The organism is Streptomyces sp. UC4497 (genome assembly GCF_054871485.1).
In genome coordinates, this window is record NZ_JBTYHB010000011.1 from 189,314 (window position 1) to 209,414 (window position 20,101).

A 20,101-nucleotide genomic window follows, 5' to 3' on the forward strand; every position below is an offset into this window, starting at 1 on the left:
GCACGACGAAGGGCCCGCCGGTTTCGACCGGCGGGCCCTTCGTCGTCGTACGGGAGCGAGGTGCGGCGTCAGGAGTTCGTGACGACGGCGGTCTTCGCGGCCTTGTCGTGCCAGCCCTGAAGGCGGCCCGACTTGTCCCAGAACGGGGAGAGGAAGACGAGGAGCTGGCCGATACCGCAGGCGATCACGCCGGCGATGGGGATCAGAATGCGCACGAGCGCACTGCCGAAGCCCGGCTTGCCACCGTTCTCGGCGTTGACGACGCGGATACCGACGGCCATCTTGCCGAGCGTGGCGCCGACGGTGGCGATCATCAGCCACTCGTAGAGGAACATGACGAGGTACAGGACGCCGACGACCGCGAAGGTCGAGGCCAGCATGCTCGACGAGGCGTCGTTCACGCAGGTCGAGTAGTCCGAGGCGTACGGGTCACAGTCCTGGACCGAGGACATGGAGCCCACGATGCCCACGAAGGACAGGATGGCGTTGATGATCCCGATCAGCACACCGTCGATGAGGCGCCCGCCGAAGCGGCGGCCCATCGAGGCGGGCGCGCCGGGCCCCGACTGCGGGAAGTAGCCACCCGGGCCGCCGGGACCCTGCGGGTACGCGCCGTACGGCTGCCCCGGCTGCTGCTGGGGGTACCCGTAGGGCTGCGCGGGCTGCTGCTGCGGATAGCCGTAGCCCTGCGGCGGGACGCCCTGCGGGGCCTGCTGGGGGTAGCCGGCGGGCTGCGGCGGCTGCTGGCCGTAGGGGCTGCCCTGTGGGGGCTGCTGCGGCTGCTGGCCGTAGGGGTTGTTCGGGTCGCCGAAACTCATGGCGGGATCCTCCGGTGAGCGGATGGGGACGGAGCGGATCTGCGGAGGATCACCACGGCCTAGCGGTTGCCCGAGCGGCAGTCCCCCCTGCCGCTGATCCGCGGCACTGCGCGGATCATGCTCGTAAACCGGACACCCTTCTGTCCAGTGGACCCCGCAGGCTGTTGTGCAAGTGCAACTTGGGTGAATCCCGGCCGCCCTGAAAGAATGGCGGCATGACCGCCCAGATTCTCGATGGCAAGGCCACCGCAGCCGCGATCAAGTCCGATCTGACCGCCCGCGTGGCGGCGCTGAAGGAGAAGGGGGTCACGCCGGGGCTCGGCACGATCCTCGTAGGGGAGGACCCCGGAAGTCAGAAGTACGTGGCAGGAAAGCACCGTGACTGCGCGCAGGTCGGCATCGCGTCGATCCAGCGCGAGCTGCCCGCGACGGCCACGCAGGAGGAGATCGAGGCCGTCGTCCGCGAGCTCAACGAGGACCCGGCCTGCACCGGCTACATCGTCCAGCTGCCGCTGCCCAAGGGCATCGACGAGAACCGCGTCCTCGAACTGATGGACCCGGACAAGGACGCCGACGGCCTGCACCCGATGAACCTCGGCCGCCTCGTCCTCAACGAGCCGGCGCCGCTGCCCTGCACCCCGTACGGCATCATCACGCTGCTCAGGAAGCACGGCGTGGAGATCAAGGGCGCCGAGGTCGTCGTCGTCGGCCGTGGCGTCACCATCGGCCGCCCGATGCCCCTGCTGCTCACCCGCAAGTCCGAGAACGCCACGGTGACGCAGTGCCACACCGGCACCCGTGACCTGTCCGCGCACCTCAAGCGGGCCGACATCGTCGTGGCCGCCGCGGGCGTGCCGCACCTGATCAAGCCCGAGGACATCAAGCCGGGCGCCGCCGTGCTCGACGTCGGCGTCTCGCGCGACGAGAACGGCAAGATCGTCGGCGATGTGCACCCCGGCGTCACCGAGGTCGCCGGCTGGATCTCGCCGAACCCGGGCGGCGTGGGCCCGATGACCCGCGCCCAGCTTCTCGTGAACGTGGTCGAGGCCGCCGAACGGGACGCGAACGGTGTCGGCTGAGGCGGCCGGGAGCATGGCGATGGGCGCCGAGGGTGCCGCCGAGGACCCGAAGAAGCCCGGCAGTCGGCGTTTCCCGCTCTTCACGCGCGACACCGCGCGCCCGGAGGGCGGCGGCCGGGCCGCGGGCGGGGACGCGCCGGCGCCCGCCCGCCAGTGGCCGCTGATCGCCGTTCTCTCGGTGACCGCGATCGGGCTGCTGCTGACCGCCTTCGGCCTGTTCCGCGTCGGCACGATCCTGGTGGGTGTCGCGCTGCTCGGCGGGGCCGTGCTGCGCTGGCTGCTGCCGGACGTCGGGATGCTGGCCGTGCGCTCGCGCTTCACCGACATGATCACGTGCGCGGGGCTCGGCATCGTCATCGTGCTGCTTGCGATGATGGCGCAGCCCGACCCGTGGCTGACGATTCCGTTTCTTCAGGACACGCTGCACTTCACGGTGCGATGAGCCGTCGGTGAGCCGTCCATGAGCCGTCGGTGAGCCACTGGCAACCCCAAGTGACAGGCGGGGCCTCCATCTTGGAGGCCCCGCCTCCTTTTGTGGTGATCTCCGGCACGTTCTCGGGGTTTTCCGCACGCAAGGCCCGGTCCACGCTGTCGAATGACCCCGTACGCCCCCGGACCGGGAACTGACATCCTGGTTTCCCGCATCCCAATGGGTAGCCAGTGGGGGCCGAAGCGCGACGCGCGGCGCGGGGGATCAGGGCTCGCGGGGGGAATAGGGGGAAGGGCGATATGCCTCGTTGGAAGGCGCTTCCGGATGAACTCGACCCACAGGTCAGGGAGTTCGCCGGACAGCTGCGCCGACTCGTGGACCGCAGCGGCCTGGGGATCGCCGCGCTCGCGGACCGGACCGGGTACAGCAAGACGTCGTGGGAGCGGTACCTGAACGGGCGGCTGCTCGCACCCAAGGGTGCCATCGTCGCGCTCGCCGAGGTGACCGGCACCAATCCCGTCCATCTGACGACGATGTGGGAGCTCGCGGAGCGCGCGTGGAGCCGTTCCGAGATGCGCCACGACATGACCATGGAAGCCATCCGGATATCCCAGGCGCGGGCCGCGCTGGGCGAGTTCGGGGGGCCCGCGCAGACCACGCAGACCAAACCGGCCAAGCCCGCGAAGCCCGCCAAGCAGGCCAAACCGGCCGGGGCGGCCGGGGCGCACCGCCCGACCGTGCCGCCGCAGGCGACGGCGCCGAGCGTGGACCAGTTCGGCCCTGCCCCCGTGCTGCCGCCGCAGGAACCCCCGCGGGGCGCGGTGCCGGGCGGCGACGGGGGCGGCCGGCGCCGGCTGATGATGTTCGGGGCCGGGGCCCTGGGCGCCGTCCTGATCATCGCCGTCGGCTTCTTCGTGCTCAAGGGGAACGAGGGCGATCCCGAGGCCAAGAAGTCGCCCTCGCCGAGCGCGAGCGCGACCCAGCTGCCCGAGGGCGTCAAGTGCGTGGGCGCGGGCTGCGGCGGCAAGGACCCGGAGGCCATGAACTGCGGCGGCGACCTCGCGCTGAACTCCACGGAGGCCGTGATCGGCACCGTCACCGTCCAGGTCCGCTACAGCAAGACCTGCAAGGCGGCGTGGGGCCGGATCCAGGGCGCGGCGCCCGGGGACGTCGTACAGCTGCAGAAGGGTTCCACGCCCTCGAAGAAGGGCACGGTCAGCGCCGCGGACACGGACGCGTACACGCCGATGGTGGCCGTGGACGCGGCCTCCGACGTCAAGGCGTGCGCGACGCTCGCGAGCGGGCAGAAGGGCTGCACCAAGTAGCTCCGCACAGAGGGGGCATGGGTGCGCCGCTTCGGGGAAGGCGGACCACTACCCCCACGGGATGGCGCAGTAGCACCCCCACGGCGGCCGTCTGAGCCTTTCTCTCCCGGGCTCGGCGGCCGTCCTTGTGTTCGGACCGTGGCACCGGAGGGCCGCTGTGGGGCGATCCACATGGACCTGTGGTTCCCCTTCGGGCGGGGCGCGATAGCCTGACGAACGGATCTCTTGATACCAAGAGATCGATCAAATGACCTGCTGTCCTACGGAGAACGCCATGACCCGCACTCCCGTGAACGTCACCGTCACCGGCGCCGCCGGCCAGATCGGCTACGCACTGCTCTTCCGCATCGCCTCCGGCCAGCTGCTCGGCGCGGACGTGCCGGTCAAGCTGCGTCTCCTGGAGATCACCCCGGCGCTCAAGGCCGCCGAGGGCACCGCCATGGAGCTCGACGACTGCGCCTTCCCGCTGCTTCAGGGCATCGAGATCACCGACGACCCGAACGTCGCCTTCGACGGCGCCAACGTCGGCCTCCTCGTCGGCGCCCGCCCGCGTACGAAGGGCATGGAGCGCGGTGACCTCCTCGAGGCCAACGGCGGCATCTTCAAGCCGCAGGGCAAGGCCATCAACGACCACGCCGCGGACGACGTCAAGATCCTCGTCGTCGGCAACCCGGCGAACACCAATGCGCTGATCGCCCAGGCCGCCGCCCCGGACGTACCGGCCGAGCGCTTCACCGCGATGACCCGCCTCGACCACAACCGTGCGCTGACCCAGCTCGCGAAGAAGTCGGGCGCCACGGTCGCCGACATCCAGCGCCTGACCATCTGGGGCAACCACTCGGCCACCCAGTACCCGGACATCTTCCAGGCCACGGTCGCCGGCAAGCCCGCCATCGAGGCCATCGGCAACGACGAGAAGTGGCTGGCCGAGGACTTCATCCCGACCGTCGCCAAGCGCGGTGCCGCGATCATCGAGGCCCGTGGCGCGTCCTCCGCCGCCTCCGCCGCCAACGCCGCGATCGACCACGTCCACACGTGGGTCAACGGCACGGCCGAGGGCGACTGGACCTCCATGGGCATCCCGTCGGACGGCTCCTACGGCGTCCCGGAGGGCATCATCTCGTCCTTCCCCGTCACCACGAAGGACGGCAAGTACGAGATCGTCCAGGGCCTGGAGATCAACGAGTTCTCGCGTACGCGCATCGACGCGTCCGTGCAGGAGCTGGTGGACGAGCGCGAGGCCGTGCGCGGCCTGGGCCTCATCTGATCCAGTGATCCACCGATCCACTGATCGGCGCCTGACGTTCATGTGACCCGCGCGGTCGCTGCGGTTGCCCCTCGGACTTCCCGTCCGAGGGGCAACCGCTTTTCTGTGGTCCCACCACACAGCATGCGGAGTATCCAGTTCTGCATGTCACCGCTACGTCCTATGCTTCTCCTTCATCAACTGCCGCACGAGAACGGGTAGTTCGAACAGTCATCATCGATGGCATCGGGGGAGTGGTGTGAGCACCGCCTATGTACCGCAGCAGTCGTCATCCGAGGCCGACGTCGGGGCGGTGGGGCCACCCCCGCCGGCGAAACCGCCGCACGCCAGCGAGGCCACCCGGCTGCTCTGCGCCGGCGCCTATCTCGACCAGGGCTACCGGGACCGGGTCATCGAACAGCTGCATCTGCACGAGCAGCGCATCGCGGCCCCCTCGCTCGGCTTCGACGCGGCCCGCGTCCTCGCGCACGCGTTACGCGCCCGGCGCATCGAAGTGGCCTGGTCCGGGGCCGTGCTCGGCCTGTGGGTCGTGGGCCTGCCGCTGACCGGCTACTGGATCCTCGCCTTCCTGCTGCCGTCCGCGCTGCTCGCGCTCGGCGTCTGGATCCGCGGGCCCCAGGAGCGGCCGCCGGTCTACCGCCGGGTGGCCGCCTGGTACGTACGCTGGTGGGGTCGGGGCCTGCTGATCATGCTGCTGCTCTCCACCGTGGCCATGGTCACCAGCGACGAGAACGACTACGACAGCTTTTCCTACGAGGTCCGTTCGGGCCTGCGCGACGTCCTGCCCGACGTCCTGAGCTGGATGGTTCCCGAGGGCTCCGCCTCCGGTGACGCCCTGCACGGCTGGCTCACGATGCTGCTGCTCGTCCTGATCGCCGCGTGCGTGGGCGCCCAGCGCAGCCAGTTCGCACGCGCGCTCGGGGCCGAACTGTCCGAGGCGCGGTTCGGGGACGCGAGCGCCGACCCGGCGGAGAGCGCCGAGGGCGCCCGCTTCCAGCGGGTGAAGCGGCGGATCAGGGTCGAGCAGCACGCACCGCTGATCATGTACCACGCCGTCCGCCCGTTCTGCGGGGCCGGCGAACCGGTCGACACCTGGACCCTCGCCGTCGAGCTGCGGCCCGACCGGATGAAGAAGCAGCAGCCGCTCAACAACCGGAAGATCCTGGAGCAGGTCCGCCCGCTGCTCGAACAGCTGCGGCTGCCCGCCGAGTTCGCGGGCACCACCGTGCGCGACCGGCTGCGCTGGCTGGAGATCGACGAGTGCGTCTTCCTGCCCGCCGAGGGCCTCGCGCACCGGGAGGACGCCCCGTACCGGCCGGAGGCCTTCGAGGAGCACCGGGCCCGGTCCGTCGAGGAGGGCGCGGAGAAGCGCCGGCACTTCCTGCGGATCCGGGTCGGCGGCTGGGAGGAGGAGCTGGTCGTCACCGTCTTCGTCCGCGTCCACACCCAGGGCCGGATGCTGATGCTGGAGATCGCGCCGCACGTCCTCGCCCCGGTGCGGGAGCCGTTCCAGAACGCGGACCGCACCGCCCACCAGTTCCGCCACAACAACCCGCTCGGCAAGGCCGCCTGGGCCTTCGGGCGGGTGGCGGGCTCCCCCGTGCGCTCCCTCGTCACCGTCGGCCGCTGGGCCGGGTACGGCTGGCGGGTGCTCACCGGCGGGTACGGGAGCGCGCTGCCGGACGGACCCACCGTGTCGGTGCGCGAGCTCGGATCGGAGGGGCCCGGCTCGCTGTTCCAGCAGATGGACGTCGAGCGCTACCTCAAGTCGATCCAGGACCGCATCGCCAACGGAGTGCTCCACGCGCTCGCCGAATCCGGCTACCAGACCGGCGAGTTCGTCCAGAAGATCGTGAACATCAGCAGTGGCGGCGTGAACATCGACCGGGTCGAGGACTCCACCTTCGCCGTCGGTTCGCACGCCAGCGCGACGTCGGGAACGGCCGACGGCACCGCGCCGAACGAGAAGGGAGCCGACGACCATGGCAGCGAATGAGGAGCCCTCGGTCAGCATCGGTGACGTCCACGGCAGCACCTTCGCCATCGGCAGCCACGCCCGCGCGGAGAGCCACACGAACAGCGCGCCGCAGCAGGACGAGGCGATGCGGGAGCTGCTCGAGGCGGTCCGCGCGCTCCGCGCCGACCTGCCCCGGCTCCGCGACGACGACGGACAGCTGCGCACCCTCGACGCCGAACTCGCCGAGACGGAGGATGAGATCACCCGTACCGGCAGCGCCCCGGCGACCCGGATCGAGCGGCTGCGTGCGCTGCTCGGCGACTCCCAGGCGGTCGTCTCGCTGCTCGCGTCGGCCGGCACGGTGGCGGCCATGCTGGGGAACATGAGATGAGCGGACGCCACTGGAACGAGGAGGCCCAGCGCTGGGAGGAGGCGGGTACGGGCCCCGGGTCCGTGTCGTCGCCGCCTCCGCCGCGGCCGGACTTCGCCCCACCGACGCCCTGGCCCGAGGTGCAGGAACCGCCCCCGCCCCCGTCGCAGCCCGGCCGGACCCGGCGCTTCGCCGTCGTGGTGCTGGGCGCGGCCGTCCTCGGCGCCGCCGTCGCGACGACGGTGGTGCTGCTCGGCCGCAGTGACGACCCGGGGCCCGATCCGAAGCCGACCGGGACGTCCGCGGCGCCCACCAGCTCAGGCCCGGAGCCCACTCCCACGCCCACACCGACCGCCTCGCCGACCGGCGAGCTTCCCGCCGGGTACCGGGAGGTGGCGGACGACGCGGGCTTCACGCTCGCGGTGCCCGAGGGCTGGGACCGCAGCGAGAGCAAGCAGGGCGTGTTCTACACGTCTCCCGACGAGGCCTCGCTCATCCAGATCTTCACCATCACGGAGCCGGACACCACACCGCTCGAATCGCTTCGGGTCGCGTCCGACAGCCTCTCGAGGAGTCTTGCGAAGGACGGGTACGAGCAGTCCGCACTGGAGGAGACGTCGGCGCCCGAGGGGGCCTCGGAAGCGGTCACCGACGAGGCGGCCGAGCTCGTCTACTCGTACGACAGCGAGAAGCTGGGCGCGCGCAGAAAGGTGGTCGACTTCTCGTTCACGGCGCAGGACGGCACCCAGTACGCGGTCCTCGTCGCGGGCCCGGAGTCCGAGTGGCCCGGGCAGCGGGACCGGCTCGCCGCCGCGCTGTCGCGGTTCGCGCAGGGGTGAGGGGAGGCGGGCGGCCGACCTGCTCTCACGGAGCGTCGCCGCCCGTACTCGCGTAGTGTCGTGACACAGCGCACTTTCGCCACCGTACGGGCATGCTTCCAAGACGTCGGGGCAGGGGCTTCCGACGTCACCGGAGAGATCGCCGAAAGGGCGTTTGCGGTGCTCGGGGGACATTCCCGGAACGGAAGGCGAAGCAGGTCGTGTCAGTGCAGAACACCATTCATGTCGACGGAGAGTGGCGCGGGGCCGCAGCAGGGGCCACGCGCGAGATCCTCGACCCTGCGGATGCCAAGCCGTTCGCCGTGATCGCCGAGGGCGGCACCGAGGACGCGGACGCGGCGATCGCCGCCGCCCGCAAGGCCTTCGACGAGGGCCCCTGGCCGACGACGCCCGTCGCCGAGCGCGCCGCGCTGCTGCGCCGCGTCGCCGACCTCCTCGTCCGGGACCGGGAGAAGATCGGCCTCCTGGAGAGCCGGGACGCGGGCAAGACCGTCGAGGAGGGCCGCGTCGACGTCGACTGCGTCGCCGACGCCTTCCGCTACTTCGCCGATCTCGTCATCGGCGAGGGCGCGGGCCGCGTCGTCGACGCCGGCTCCGACGAGATCCACAGCGTCGTCGTGCACGAGCCCGTCGGCGTCTGCTCCATGATCACGCCCTGGAACTACCCGCTCCTCCAGGCGAGTTGGAAGATCGCCCCGGCGCTCGCCGCGGGCAACACCTTCGTCATCAAGCCGAGCGAGATCACTCCGCTGACGACGGTCGTGCTCGTCGAGCTGCTGATCGAGGCCGGGCTGCCGCAGGGCGTCGCCAACATCGTGACCGGCCCCGGCGCCACCGTCGGCGCCCGCTTCGCCGACCACCCCGACGTCGACCTCGTCTCCTTCACCGGCGGCCTGGTCAGCGGCACCAAGGTGGCCCAGGCCGCGGCGGCCGGCGTCAAGAAGGTCGCCCTCGAACTCGGGGGCAAGAACCCGAACGTCGTCTTCGCCGACGCGTGCGAGACGGACGAGGACTTCGACACCGCCGTCGACCAGGCGCTCAACGCCGCCTTCATCCACAGCGGCCAGGTCTGCTCCGCCGGCGCCCGCCTCATCATCGAGGAGTCGGTGCGCGAGCGCTTCGTCGCCGAACTCACCCGCCGCGCCGAGAAGATCCGCCTCGGCCGCGGCACCGAGGACGGCGTCGAGTGCGGCCCGCTCGTCAGCGAGCCCCAGCGCGCCAAGACCGAGGACTACGTCGCCTCCGCCCTCGCCGAGGGCGCCGTGCTGCGCTGCGGCGGCAAGCGTCCCGAGCCGTCCGACGTGCGCCCCGCCACCGGCTACTTCTACGAGCCGACCGTCCTCGACCAGTGCCACCGCGAGATGCGCGTCGTCCGCGAGGAGACCTTCGGTCCGATCCTCACCGTCGAGACGTTCCGCACCGAGGACGAGGCCGTCGAGCTCGCCAACGACACCGAGTACGGCCTCGCGGGCGGCGTGTGGACCACCGACGCGGGCCGCGCCCGCCGCATGGCGCGCCGTATGCGCCACGGCACGATCTGGATCAACGACTTCCACCCCTACCTGCCGCAGGCCGAGTGGGGCGGCTTCGGAAAGAGCGGCGTCGGCCGCGAACTGGGCCCCGCCGGGCTCGCCGAGTACCGCGAGAGCAAGCACGTGTACCAGAACCTGGCGCCGAAGCCTGTTCGCTGGTTCGCGGGCTGACGTCGTCGTTTCCTTGGGCATCGCGCCCGTATACGTAGGCCTCGTGCAACGCCTCGGGGCGCTGCCCCGGACCCCGCGCCTCAATCGCCGGCGGGGCTGGATTTCTTGGAGTTGAGCAGAGCAATGTCTGAAAGCACCTACGACTACGTCATCGTCGGTGGCGGCACCGCGGGATCGGTGATCGCCTCCCGGCTCACCGAGAACCCGGACGTCACCGTCGCCGTCATCGAGGGTGGCCCCAGCGACATCGACCGCGACGACGTGCTGACGCTGCGCCGCTGGCTCGGCCTGCTCGGCGGCGACCTGGACTACGGCTACACCACCACCGAGCAGCCGCGCGGCAACTCGCACATCCTGCACAGCCGCGCCAAGGTGCTCGGCGGCTGCTCGTCGCACAACACGCTCATCTCGTTCAAGCCGCTGCCCGGCGACTGGGACGAGTGGGCGGCCGCGGGCGCCGAGGGCTGGGACCACAAGGCGATGGACCCGTACTTCTCCAAGCTGCGCAACAACATCGTGCCGGTCGACGCCAAGGACCGGAACGCGATCGCGAGCGACTTCGTCGAGGCCGCGCAGGCCGCGACGGGCGTGCCGCGCGTCGAGGGCTTCAACAAGGGCCCGTTCAAGGACGGCGTCGGCTTCTTCGACCTGGCGTACCACCCCGAGAACAACAAGCGGTCCTCCGCGTCGGTGGCGTACCTGCACCCGCACATGGAGGCCGGTGACCGCCCCAACCTGACGCTCCTGCTTGAGACTTGGGCGTACAAGCTGGAATTCGACGAGGGCGCCGAAGGGCTCACCGCGCGCGGCGTGCGCGTGCGTGGCAAGGACGGCGTGGAGAAGCTCATCTCCGCGCGCACCGAGGTCCTCGTGTGCGCCGGCGCCGTCGACACGCCGCGCCTGCTGATGCACTCCGGCATCGGCCCGAAGGCCGACCTGGAGGCCCTCGGCATCCCGGTCCTGCACGACCTGCCGGGCGTGGGCGAGAACCTGCTCGACCACCCGGAGTCGGTCATCGTCTGGGAGACGAACGGGCCGATCCCTGAGAACAGCGCCATGGACTCCGACGCGGGCCTGTTCATCCAGCGGGACCCGGAGGCATCGGGGCCCGACCTGATGTTCCACTTCTACCAAATCCCGTTCACGGACAACCCGGAGCGCCTCGGCTACGAGCAGCCGGAGCACGGGGTGTCCATGACGCCGAACATCCCCAAGCCGAAGAGCCGCGGCCGTGTCTACCTGACCAGCGCCGACCCCGAGGTCAAGCCCGCCCTCGACTTCCGTTACTTCACGGACGAGGACGACTACGACGGCAAGACGCTCGTCGACGGCATCAAGATCGCCCGCGAGATCGCCAAGACCGAGCCGCTGGCCGGCTGGCTCAAGCGCGAGGTCTGCCCGGGTCCGGACATCACGGACGACGAGGCGCTCAGCGAGTACGCGCGCAAGGTCGCGCACACCGTCTACCACCCCGCGGGAACTTGCCGCATCGGTGCTGCGGACGACGAACTCGCCGTGGTAGACCCCCAGTTGAAGGTCCGCGGGCTGAATTCCATCCGTATCGCCGACGCGTCCGTCTTCCCGACGATGCCCGCGGTGAACCCGATGATCGGGGTGCTCATGGTCGGGGAGAAGTGCGCCGAACTGCTGGGTGGTGATGCGTGATGAGCGCGACCATGTCTTCTACGTCCTCCGCGGGCGCCGACAAGCGGACCGAATCCGGGTCCGAGTCCGTCTTCGCCGTACGCAATCTGTGGAAGGTCTTCGGACCGAAGGCCGAACGCATTCCGGAACAGACCGAGCTGTCGGACCTGAGCGCCGCCGAACTGCGGGCGAAGACCGGCTGCACGGCCGCCGTGCGCGATGTGTCGTTCGACGTGAAGCGGGGCGAGGTCTTCGTTGTCATGGGCCTGTCGGGCTCCGGCAAGTCGACCCTCGTACGCTGCCTGACCCGGCTCATCGAGCCGACGTCCGGGAAGCTGGAGATCGACGGCGAGGACGTCCTCGCCATGGACAAGTCCCGCCTGCGCGAACTGCGCCGGCACCGTGCGGCCATGGTGTTCCAGCACTTCGGCCTCCTGCCGCACCGCACGGTCCTCGACAACGTCGCGTACGGCCTGGAGATCCAGGGCGTGGGCCGCGCCGAGCGCCGCGCGAAGGCGATGGAGGTCGTCGCGAAGGTCGGCCTCGACGGCCTGGAGCAGCGCCGCCCCGGTCAGCTCTCCGGCGGCCAGCAGCAGCGCGTCGGCCTGGCGCGGGCGCTGGCCGTCGACCCCGAAGTCCTCCTGTTCGACGAGCCGTTCAGCGCGCTCGACCCGCTGATCCGGCGCGACATGCAGGAGGAGGTCGTGCGCCTGCACCGCGAGGAGGGGCGCACGATGGTCTTCATCACGCACGACCTCCAGGAGGCGCTGCGCCTCGGTGACCGCATCGCCCTGATGCGCGACGGCAAGATCGTCCAGCTCGGCACGCCCGAGGAGATCGTGGGCGCGCCCGCGGACGACTACGTCCGTGAGTTCGTCCGTGACGTGCCGCGCGAGCAGGTCATGACCGTACGCAGGGCCATGCGGCCCGCGGATGCGGACGAGGCGGACCGGGGTCCTTCGATCGAGGCGGATGCCACGGTTTCGGAGGCGATCGAGGCGGTTGCTTCCAGCGGGTTCGCGGTGCGGGTGGTCGAGGGCGGGGAGTGTGTGGGCGTCGTCGATCACGAGCGGTTGCTCGGGGTGGTGGCGGGTGTGTCCCCTGACACGGAAGCCGGTCCTACGCCGCGGGGCTCCGCCCCGGACCCCGCGGGCTCTCGTCCAAAGGCGGGGCTTGATTCCGGTGCGGACGCGTCTCAAGCGTCGGCGGAGCTTGAGGAGCCCGCGCTCGACAAGTCCAAGTCGGACGGCGAGGGGACCGTCTGATGGCGACCGCTGCAACGGCCGCCCCGGCCAGAAGTACGGGGGACCGGCTGCATGCCCTCGGGCGCCACCGGGCCCTCGGCAAGCTGCTCCTGCTCGCCGTCATCGCCGCGGTCCTCATCCCGCTGGCCCACGCCAAGTGGTCCAGCGGCACCTGGCCGCACGCCCTCACAGTCGACCTCACCGAACCCCTCGGCAAGGCCACGGACTGGATCATCGACAACCGGGACAGCCACCCGCTGTTCCTGTACTTCTTCGGCTACATCAGCAACGCCGTCGTGCTCTCCGTGCGCGCCGTCTACCTGGTGCTGCTCGCGGCGGGCTGGGCCGGCGTCACCGCGGCGGTCGGGCTGGTCGCCTGGCGCGTCGCCGGCTGGCGCATCGCCACGTTCGCCACGCTCGCGCTCCTCGCGTGCGGCATCCTCGGTATGTGGGTGCCCACCATGCAGACGCTCGCGCTCATGGTGATCGCCGTGCTCATCTCGGTGATCGTCGGCGCCCTGCTGGGCCTCGCCGCGGGCCTGAGCGACACCATGTACCGGGGCCTGCGCCCGGTCCTCGACACCATGCAGGCGCTGCCCGCGTACGCGTACCTGCTCCCGGTCGTCCTCATCTTCGGCATGGGCGTCCCGGCCGCCGTGCTCGCCACGGTCGTCTACGCCGCCCCGCCGATGGCCCGCCTCACCGCGCTCGGCCTGCGCTCCGTGGACGGCGGCGTGATGGAGGCCGTCACCTCGCTCGGCGCCACGGCCCGCCAGCGCCTGCTGAGCGCGCGCCTGCCGCTGGCCCGCAAGGAGCTCCTCCTCGGCCTCAATCAGACGATCATGATGGCGCTCTCCATGGCCGTCATCGCCTCCGTGATCGGCGCGGGCGGCCTCGGTGACCGCGTCTACCAGGCGCTCGCCTCGGTCGACGTCGGCGCCGCGCTCGCGGCCGGCATCCCGATCGTGCTGCTCGCCGTCGTCCTCGACCGGGTCACGGCCGCGGCGGGGGCGCGGATGGGCTCGCACGACTCGGCCCCGGCCCCGTGGAAGTGGGGCGTGGTCGCGCTCGGCACCGTGGTGGTCGCGCTGGCGGCCCGCTTCATGGACCGCCTCGACTGGCCCGACTCCTGGGTCGTCACCATCGCGACGCCCGTCAACGACGCCGTCGACTGGATGACGGACCACCTCTACACCGGCGTCCCGTACATCGGCGGCACCGCCGACTGGGCCGCGCACTTCACCACGGGGGTCCTCAACCCGGTGCGCGACGGTCTCACCTGGCTGCCCTGGTGGTCGGTGCTGCTGATCGTCGCCGCGCTCGCCTGGCTGATCGGCACCTGGCGCACCGCGCTCACCGCGGTCCTCGCGATGGCCGCGATCGGCGTACTCGGCGTATGGAAGCCGTCGCTCGACACGCTGTCCCAGGTCATCGCGGCGGTACTGGTCACCCTCGTACTCGGCGTCGCGATCGGCATCGGCGCGGCCCGCAGCGAACGCATCGAAGGGCTCCTCCGCCCCGTCCTGGACGTCTTCCAGACGATGCCGCAGTTCGTGTACCTGATCCCGGTCGTCGCCCTCTTCGGCGTCGGCCGCGCCCCGGCGGTCGCCGCGGCCGTCGTCTACGCGCTCCCCGCCGTCGTACGCATCACCACGCAGGGTCTGCGTCAGGTGGACCCGGCCGCGATGGAGGCGTCCCGCTCGATGGGCGCGACGACCTGGCAGCAGCTTCGCCAGGTCCAACTCCCGCTCGCCCGCCCGGCGTTGCTGCTCGCCGTCAACCAGGGCGTCGTCCTGGTCCTCGCCGTCGTCATCATCGGCGGCCTGGTCGGCGGTGGCGCGCTCGGCTACGACGTGGTCTTCGGCCTCGCGCAGGGCGACCTCGCCACGGGCCTCGTCGCGGGTGCGGCGATCGTCTGCCTCGGCCTGATGCTGGACCGGGTGACGCAGCCGACGGGACGCCGTACCGGCGCAGGAAAGGACGCGTGACATGCGACGAACGCGCAGAACACTCACAGCAGTGGCGGGAGCGGCCCTCCTCCTCACGGCCACCGGCTGCGGCGCGGCCGACATGACCAAGCAGGCGTCCCCGTTCGCCAACGCCCAGGGCGCGAAGACGGTGACCCTCTCGGTCCAGTCCTGGGTCGGCGCACAGGCCAACGTGGCGGTCGCCCAGTACCTCCTGGAGCACGAACTCGGCTACCGCGTCGACACCGTGCAGGTCGACGAGGTCCCCGCGTGGGACGCCCTCAGCCAGGGCCGCGTCGACGCGATCCTGGAGGACTGGGGCCACCCCGACCAGGTGCAGCGCTACGTCAAGGACAAGAAGACGATCGTGAACGGTGGCGGCCTCGGCGTCACAGGCCACATCGGCTGGTTCGTCCCGACGTACTTCGCGAAGAAGCACCCGGACGTCACCAACTGGAAGAACCTCAACAAGTACGCCGACCAGTTGAAGACGGCGGAGAGCGGCGGCAAGGGCCAACTCCTCGACGGCTCCCCGTCGTACGTCACGAACGACAAGGCCCTGGTCAAGAACCTGAAGCTCGACTACCAGGTCGTCTTCGCCGGTTCCGAGGCCGCCCAGATCACGCAGATGAAGCAGTTCGCCAAGGCGAAGAAGCCCTTCCTCTCGTACTGGTACACGCCGCAGTGGCTCTCGAAGCAGGTGCCGATGACGGAGGTGAAGCTGCCCAAGTACAAGGAGGGCTGCGACGCCGACCCGAAGAAGATCACCTGCGCCTACCCGACGACGCCGCTCCAGAAGTACCTCAACTCGGGCTTCGCCAAGAACGGCGGCGAGGCGGCGCAGCTCCTGAAGAACTTCAAGTGGACGACGGAGGACCAGAACGAGGTCTCCCTCCTGATCGCCGACAAGAAGCTCACACCGGAGGCAGCAGCCAAGAAGTGGGTCGACACCCACCGCTCGACGTGGAAGCAGTGGCTCCCGAAGAAGTAGCCACCCACCCCTCTCCGAACCCCGAGGCCCTGCCCGCATCCCGCGGCCAGGGCCTCGCCGGTTCGTGAACAGTGACGAACTGTGACGCCCAACCACGACGGAGTCGGGGATTGCCGTCACAGTCCCCGTCACGGCCCCCATCCGCGCTTGACCCTGACGCCGCTGGAGACACGACGATCGCGTCGTAAGCGACACACGGATTCTCACCACGGATTCTCACCGGAGGGGCACGGCATGCGAGGCAGAGGCATCCACTACGACACCGGCACCTTTCCCAACGGCGACACCTCCCGCCCCGTCTTCGACGCCGACGTCGTCGAGCGGGACATGCGGATCATCGCCGAAGATCTGCACTGCACCGCGATCCGCATCACGGGCGGCGACCCGGACCGGATCGAGATCACCGCGCGGCATGCGGTGGCCGCCGGTCTTGAGGTCTGGTTCTCGCCGTTCCCCTGCGAGATGACCGACGAAGAGATGCTGCCGTACTTCGCCGACTGCGCCGAGCGGGCCGAACGCCTGCGCGTCGGCGGTGCCGAGGTCGTGCTCGTCACCGGCTGCGAACTGAGCCTGTTCGCCCGCGGCTACCTGCCCGGCGACAACTTCAACGACCGCATCCCGGTCCTCGCAGGACCCGGCCGCGAAGCCGCGCTCAAGCCCCTCCCCGACAAGGTCAACGCCTTCCTCGGCGACGTCGTCCGCACCGTCCGTCCCCTCTTCGGCGGCCCGATCAGCTACGCCTCGTGCCCCCTGGACGGCGTGGACTGGGGCCCGTTCGACATCGTCGGCCTGGACGCCTTCCGGGGGCTGCGCAACGCCGCCACCTACCGCGACGACCTGCGCGCGGAGTTCGCCCACGGCAAACCGGTCGCCATCATGGAAGTCGGCTGCTGCACCTTCCAAGGGGCGGGCGACTACGGCGGCTCGGGCTGGTACGTGGCCATGGAGCCGGACGGGGTCACCCCCAAGCCGGACCTGCTGCGGGACGAGGGCGAGCAGGCCCGCTATCTCGACGAGCTCATGCCCGTCTTCGAGGACGAAGGCGTCGACTCCGTCTTCTGGTTCAGCTTCGCCGGCTACGGCACCCCCCACCGCCTGACCGGACCGGACCCGGACCTCGCCTCCTACGGCATCGTCAAGATCCTCGACGAGCGCAGCGGCTACCCGGCGGACGCGCGCACGTACCCGGACATGCCCTGGGAACCCAAGGAGGCCTTCCGCGCCCTGGCCGACCGCTACCAGACCCTGAAAACCTGAAGCACCACGAAACCTCCCAGCAGCCCCCTCCGGACAACCGCTAGAGCAACCCCTCCGCGATCTCCCGCACCGCCCCCATCGCCCTCCGCTGCAACCCCGGGCCGAACGTGATCCGGGTGGCGCCCAGTTCGCCCCACTCGCGCGGCGAGGGCCCACCAGGCGGGGCACCCACGTTGAGCGGGCCCTCGATGGCCGCACGCAGGCGCGGGACGGCGTCCGCCGGGGCGCCGATCGGGTAGACGCAGTCCGCGCCCGCGGCGACGTACAGGCGGGCGCGTTCCACCGCCTCGGCGATCGGGTCCGCGGCGCCGCGGATGAAGGTGTCGATGCGGGCGTTGAGGACGACGCGGTCGGACGCCGCCGAGCGGAACTCGGCCAGCCAATCCGCTTGTGCGTGCGGGTCGTTGAGGGTGCCGTCCGGGCCCGAGTCCTCCAGGTTGCAGCCCACGGCGCCCGTTTCCAGGAGGCGTTCCACCAGCTCCTTCGGCGCGATCCCGTAGCCGCCCTCGATGTCCGCCGACACCGGCACCGACACCGCGCGCACGATCCTGCGGACCGCCGCGAACATCTCGTCCGCCGGGGTCTGCCCGTCCTCGTAGCCGAGGGACGCCGCCACCCCCGCGGACGGTGTCGCCAGCGCCGGGAAGCCCGTCTCCTCGAAGACGCGGGCGCTCGCCGCGTCCCAGGGGCCGGGGAGGACGAGCGGGTCGGCGGGGGAGCGGTCGTGGTGCAGGGCGCGGAACGTATCGGCGGCGCTCGGACTCACCATGCGGGGCCTCCAGGCTCGATGCGCCGACTCACCATCAGCCGGTTCCAGTTGTTGATGACCACGATCGAGGCGATCAAGTGGGCGAGTTCGGGGGCTGTGAAGTGCTGCGCCGCCGCCTCGTACACCTCGTCCGGGACGTAGCCGTCCGTCAGGAGCGTAAGCGCGTCGGTGAGTGCGAGGGCAGCCCTTTCCCGGTCGTTGAAGACCGGGCCCGCCTCGCGCCATGCGTTCAGGAGTGCGATGCGGTGGGTGGTTTCGGCGTTCGTGCGCAGCGCGATGTCCACGTGCATGTCCAGGCAGAACGCGCACGCGTTGAGCTGCGAAGCCCTGATCGCCACCAGTTCCGCGAGGACCGGATCGCCGAGGCCCTTCTTGGCGGCGGCGCTCAGCGCCTGCATCGCCGTGCGGACCCCGGCGTCCAACTGCCGCGTACGAACCGTCACTTGTAGTCGCCCGGCGTGTAGTGGCCCGGCGACTGGCGGGTCGAGACGCCGAAGCGGTTCCAGGCGTTGATGACCGTGATCGCGGCGATCAACTGGGCCAGCTCCTGCTCGTCGTAGACCTTCGCCGCCTTCTCGTAGACCTCGTCCGGCACGAAACCGTCGGTGAGGACCGTGATCGCCTCGGTCAGTTCGAGGGCCGCGATCTCCTTCTCCGTGTAGAAGTGCTGCGACTCCTCCCACGCGCTGAGCTGGATGATCCGCTCCACGCTCTCGCCCGCCGCCAGGGCGTCCTTGGTGTGCATGTCGAGGCAGAGGGCGCAGCGGTTGATCTGCGAGGCGCGGATCTTCACGAGCTCGGCGACCTTGGGGTCCAGGCCCGCGCGGGCTGCCGCGTCCAGCTTGATCATTGCCTTGAAGACCTCGGGGGCCTGGCGGGACCAGTCGAGGCGGGGGGTGTGCTCGTGCATGTACGGGGCGTTGTCAGTGCTGTTCTCGTTGTTCGTCATGCTTCGAGCCTACGAAGGGAGTAGCCCAGGAGTATGGTCCATTTACGTGGAAGAATCTTGGGCCAATTCGGTCTCCGGGCGGGCGCTCGGTATCGATCTGCACATCGAGCCGCGCGCCTCCGGCGGTGTACGGCGCGGGCTCACCGACGCGCTCCGTGAAGCCGTACGCGGCGGGCGGCTCGCCCCCGGCATCCGGCTGCCCGCCTCCCGCGCCCTCGCCGCCGACCTCGGCCTCGCCCGCAACACCGTCGCCGACGCCTACGCCGACCTCGTCGCCGAGGGCTGGCTCACCGCCCGGCAGGGCTCCGGCACCCGGGTGGCCGAGCGGCCGGGGCGGGCGCCGACCCCGGTACCCGTCACCAACCGCGTCCCCTTCGGCGGGCACCGCTACGACCTCCTGCCCGGCCGCCCCGACCTCGCCTCCTTCCCCCGCGCCGAATGGCTGAAGGCCGCCCGCCGCGCCCTGACCGCCGCCCCGAACGATGCCCTCGGCTACGGCGACCCGCGCGGCCGCCCCGAACTGCGCGCCGCCCTCGCCGGCTATCTGGCCCGCGCCCGCGGCGTCCAGGCCTCGCCGGAGCGGATCGTCGTCTGCGCCGGGTTCGTGCAGGGCATGATCCTGCTCGGCGAGGTGCTGCACCGGCGCGGCGTGCGCGACATCGCCGTCGAGTCGTACGGGCTCGATCTTCATTGGGGCTATCTGACCCGGCCAGGGCTGCGTACCCGGCCGCTTCCCTTCGATCAAGAGGGCGCGGATGTGAGGGAGTTGGGTGGGGAGGGTGCCGTTCTCCTCACCCCCGCGCATCAATTTCCGCTCGGTGTCGCCCTGCACGCGCGACGTCGCGCCGCCGTCGTCGACTGGGCGCGGCGCACCGGCGGACTGATCCTGGAGGACGACTACGACGGCGAGTTCCGCTACGACCGGCAGCCCGTCGGCGCCCTCCAGGGCCTCGACCCGGACCGCGTCGTCCACCTCGGCACCGCCAGCAAGTCCCTCGCCCCCGGACTGCGACTCGGCTGGATGGTGCTGCCCGCCTCGCTCATCGACGAGGTCGTCGAGGCCAAGGGATACACAGACTGGTCCTGCGGCGTCCTCGACCAGCTCACCCTCGCCGAGTTCCTGGAATCCGGCGCGTACGACCGTCATGTGCGCGCCGCCCGGCTCCGCTACCGGCGCCGCCGCGACCAGCTCGTCGCCGCCCTCGCCGAACGCGCCCCGGCCGTGCGCGCCACCGGCATCGCGGCCGGACTGCACGCCGTGCTCCAACTCCCGCCCGGCACCGAACGATCCGTCGTGCAGGCCGCCGCCTGGCAGCGCCTCGGCATCCAGGGCCTGGCCGAATTCCGGCACGAGGACGCGCCCGCGCCGGACGACCCCATGGACGCCCTGGTCGTCGGCTACGGCACCCCGCCCGATCACGCATGGCCGGCCGCGTTGGATACCCTGTGCCGGGTCCTGCCCTAGGGAAGCACCCGCAAGGGCAGGCACGAA

General features: G+C 70.8%; 18 protein-coding genes. 14 read left to right on the top strand and 4 right to left on the bottom strand.

Annotation, left to right across the window (positions count from 1 at the left end; genetic code table 11):
• Nucleotides 1-68: 68 nt before the first annotated feature.
• Nucleotides 69-818: an RDD family protein gene (locus tag ACYSUO_RS18040; protein WP_461777141.1), complete on the bottom strand. Its 750-nt coding sequence runs from the start codon at nucleotides 816-818 to the stop codon at nucleotides 69-71.
• Nucleotides 819-1,033: 215 nt separating this feature from the next.
• Here ACYSUO_RS18040 and ACYSUO_RS18045 point away from each other — a divergent pair, with 215 nt between their 5' ends.
• The 13 genes from ACYSUO_RS18045 (at nucleotide 1,034) to ACYSUO_RS18105 (ending at nucleotide 16,891) form a co-directional block, all read left to right on the top strand.
• Nucleotides 1,034-1,897, top strand: a complete 864-nt coding sequence (locus tag ACYSUO_RS18045) for a bifunctional methylenetetrahydrofolate dehydrogenase/methenyltetrahydrofolate cyclohydrolase (protein ID WP_426901758.1) — start codon at nucleotides 1,034-1,036, stop codon at nucleotides 1,895-1,897.
• A gap of 13 nt (nucleotides 1,898-1,910) precedes the next feature.
• A complete protein-coding gene (locus ACYSUO_RS18050) occupies nucleotides 1,911-2,339 on the top strand; it encodes a DUF3017 domain-containing protein (protein ID WP_461777195.1) in 429 nt (142 codons plus the stop codon).
• A gap of 287 nt (nucleotides 2,340-2,626) precedes the next feature.
• Nucleotides 2,627-3,652, top strand: coding sequence for a helix-turn-helix domain-containing protein (locus ACYSUO_RS18055; protein ID WP_461777142.1), 1,026 nt, complete (start codon nucleotides 2,627-2,629; stop codon nucleotides 3,650-3,652).
• 274 nt (nucleotides 3,653-3,926) lie between these two features.
• Nucleotides 3,927-4,919, top strand: coding sequence for a malate dehydrogenase (locus ACYSUO_RS18060; RefSeq protein ID WP_426901753.1), 993 nt, complete (start codon nucleotides 3,927-3,929; stop codon nucleotides 4,917-4,919).
• A gap of 238 nt (nucleotides 4,920-5,157) precedes the next feature.
• A complete protein-coding gene (locus ACYSUO_RS18065) occupies nucleotides 5,158-6,915 on the top strand; it encodes a hypothetical protein (RefSeq protein WP_461777143.1) in 1,758 nt (585 codons plus the stop codon).
• Complete coding sequence (locus ACYSUO_RS18070) at nucleotides 6,902-7,267, top strand: hypothetical protein (protein WP_461777144.1); 366 nt, start codon at nucleotides 6,902-6,904, stop codon at nucleotides 7,265-7,267. The genes ACYSUO_RS18065 and ACYSUO_RS18070 overlap by 14 nt, the downstream gene beginning before the upstream one ends.
• Entirely contained in the window at nucleotides 7,264-8,085 is an 822-nt protein-coding gene (locus tag ACYSUO_RS18075; RefSeq protein ID WP_461777145.1) for a hypothetical protein, read from the top strand. The genes ACYSUO_RS18070 and ACYSUO_RS18075 overlap by 4 nt, the downstream gene beginning before the upstream one ends.
• Nucleotides 8,086-8,285: 200 nt before the next feature.
• Complete coding sequence (locus ACYSUO_RS18080) at nucleotides 8,286-9,788, top strand: aldehyde dehydrogenase family protein (RefSeq protein ID WP_461777146.1); 1,503 nt, start codon at nucleotides 8,286-8,288, stop codon at nucleotides 9,786-9,788.
• Nucleotides 9,789-9,911: 123 nt separating this feature from the next.
• Entirely contained in the window at nucleotides 9,912-11,453 is a 1,542-nt protein-coding gene (locus ACYSUO_RS18085) for a GMC family oxidoreductase (RefSeq protein ID WP_461777147.1), read from the top strand.
• Between the two features lie 11 nt (nucleotides 11,454-11,464).
• Nucleotides 11,465-12,697: a quaternary amine ABC transporter ATP-binding protein gene (locus ACYSUO_RS18090; protein WP_461777196.1), complete on the top strand. Its 1,233-nt coding sequence runs from the start codon at nucleotides 11,465-11,467 to the stop codon at nucleotides 12,695-12,697.
• Entirely contained in the window at nucleotides 12,697-14,664 is a 1,968-nt protein-coding gene (locus ACYSUO_RS18095; RefSeq protein WP_461777148.1) for an ABC transporter permease, read from the top strand. The genes ACYSUO_RS18090 and ACYSUO_RS18095 overlap by 1 nt, the downstream gene beginning before the upstream one ends.
• A 1-nt stretch (nucleotide 14,665) precedes the next feature.
• On the top strand, nucleotides 14,666-15,634 hold the full coding sequence (locus tag ACYSUO_RS18100; RefSeq protein WP_461777149.1) for an ABC transporter substrate-binding protein: 969 nt from the start codon (nucleotides 14,666-14,668) through the stop codon (nucleotides 15,632-15,634).
• 234 nt (nucleotides 15,635-15,868) lie between these two features.
• Complete coding sequence (locus ACYSUO_RS18105; protein WP_461777150.1) at nucleotides 15,869-16,891, top strand: hypothetical protein; 1,023 nt, start codon at nucleotides 15,869-15,871, stop codon at nucleotides 16,889-16,891.
• A 40-nt stretch (nucleotides 16,892-16,931) separates the two neighbouring features.
• Here ACYSUO_RS18105 and ACYSUO_RS18110 read toward each other — a convergent pair whose 3' ends face one another.
• From ACYSUO_RS18110 to ACYSUO_RS18120, 3 genes are read right to left on the bottom strand one after another with little or no spacing between them, the layout of a single operon-like run.
• Nucleotides 16,932-17,660 (bottom strand): isocitrate lyase/PEP mutase family protein, encoded by a 729-nt coding sequence (locus ACYSUO_RS18110; protein ID WP_461777151.1) that lies wholly within the window; start codon nucleotides 17,658-17,660, stop codon nucleotides 16,932-16,934.
• Complete coding sequence (locus ACYSUO_RS18115) at nucleotides 17,654-18,103, bottom strand: carboxymuconolactone decarboxylase family protein (RefSeq protein WP_461777152.1); 450 nt, start codon at nucleotides 18,101-18,103, stop codon at nucleotides 17,654-17,656. Before ACYSUO_RS18115 ends, ACYSUO_RS18110 begins: the two co-directional genes overlap by 7 nt.
• The gene (locus tag ACYSUO_RS18120; RefSeq protein WP_461777153.1) at nucleotides 18,100-18,609 is read right to left on the bottom strand and encodes a carboxymuconolactone decarboxylase family protein; all 510 of its coding nucleotides are present in this window, start codon (nucleotides 18,607-18,609) and stop codon (nucleotides 18,100-18,102) included. Before ACYSUO_RS18120 ends, ACYSUO_RS18115 begins: the two co-directional genes overlap by 4 nt.
• A gap of 46 nt (nucleotides 18,610-18,655) precedes the next feature.
• On the opposite strand from ACYSUO_RS18120, the gene pdxR reads away from it, so the two are divergent.
• Nucleotides 18,656-20,074 (top strand): MocR-like pyridoxine biosynthesis transcription factor PdxR, encoded by a 1,419-nt coding sequence (pdxR, locus tag ACYSUO_RS18125; RefSeq protein WP_461777154.1) that lies wholly within the window; start codon nucleotides 18,656-18,658, stop codon nucleotides 20,072-20,074.
• Nucleotides 20,075-20,101: the final 27 nt, after the last annotated feature.

Excerpts from the sequence above, each read along its gene's own strand:
- ACYSUO_RS18095 (WP_461777148.1), top strand. The coding sequence starts at position 12,697 with ATGGCGACCGCTGCAACGGCCGCCCCGGCCAGAAGTACGGGGGACCGG.
- ACYSUO_RS18040 (WP_461777141.1), bottom strand. The coding sequence starts at position 818 with ATGAGTTTCGGCGACCCGAACAACCCCTACGGCCAGCAGCCGCAGCAG.
- ACYSUO_RS18070 (WP_461777144.1), top strand. The coding sequence starts at position 6,902 with ATGGCAGCGAATGAGGAGCCCTCGGTCAGCATCGGTGACGTCCACGGC.
- ACYSUO_RS18105 (WP_461777150.1), top strand. The coding sequence starts at position 15,869 with ATGCGAGGCAGAGGCATCCACTACGACACCGGCACCTTTCCCAACGGC.
- ACYSUO_RS18045 (WP_426901758.1), top strand. The coding sequence starts at position 1,034 with ATGACCGCCCAGATTCTCGATGGCAAGGCCACCGCAGCCGCGATCAAG.
- ACYSUO_RS18075 (WP_461777145.1), top strand. The coding sequence starts at position 7,264 with ATGAGCGGACGCCACTGGAACGAGGAGGCCCAGCGCTGGGAGGAGGCG.
- ACYSUO_RS18060 (WP_426901753.1), top strand. The coding sequence starts at position 3,927 with ATGACCCGCACTCCCGTGAACGTCACCGTCACCGGCGCCGCCGGCCAG.
- ACYSUO_RS18085 (WP_461777147.1), top strand. The coding sequence starts at position 9,912 with ATGTCTGAAAGCACCTACGACTACGTCATCGTCGGTGGCGGCACCGCG.
- ACYSUO_RS18055 (WP_461777142.1), top strand. The coding sequence starts at position 2,627 with ATGCCTCGTTGGAAGGCGCTTCCGGATGAACTCGACCCACAGGTCAGG.
- ACYSUO_RS18110 (WP_461777151.1), bottom strand. The coding sequence starts at position 17,660 with ATGGTGAGTCCGAGCGCCGCCGATACGTTCCGCGCCCTGCACCACGAC.
- ACYSUO_RS18090 (WP_461777196.1), top strand. The coding sequence starts at position 11,465 with ATGTCTTCTACGTCCTCCGCGGGCGCCGACAAGCGGACCGAATCCGGG.
- ACYSUO_RS18050 (WP_461777195.1), top strand. The coding sequence starts at position 1,911 with ATGGCGATGGGCGCCGAGGGTGCCGCCGAGGACCCGAAGAAGCCCGGC.
- ACYSUO_RS18120 (WP_461777153.1), bottom strand. The coding sequence starts at position 18,609 with ATGACGAACAACGAGAACAGCACTGACAACGCCCCGTACATGCACGAG.
- ACYSUO_RS18100 (WP_461777149.1), top strand. The coding sequence starts at position 14,666 with ATGCGACGAACGCGCAGAACACTCACAGCAGTGGCGGGAGCGGCCCTC.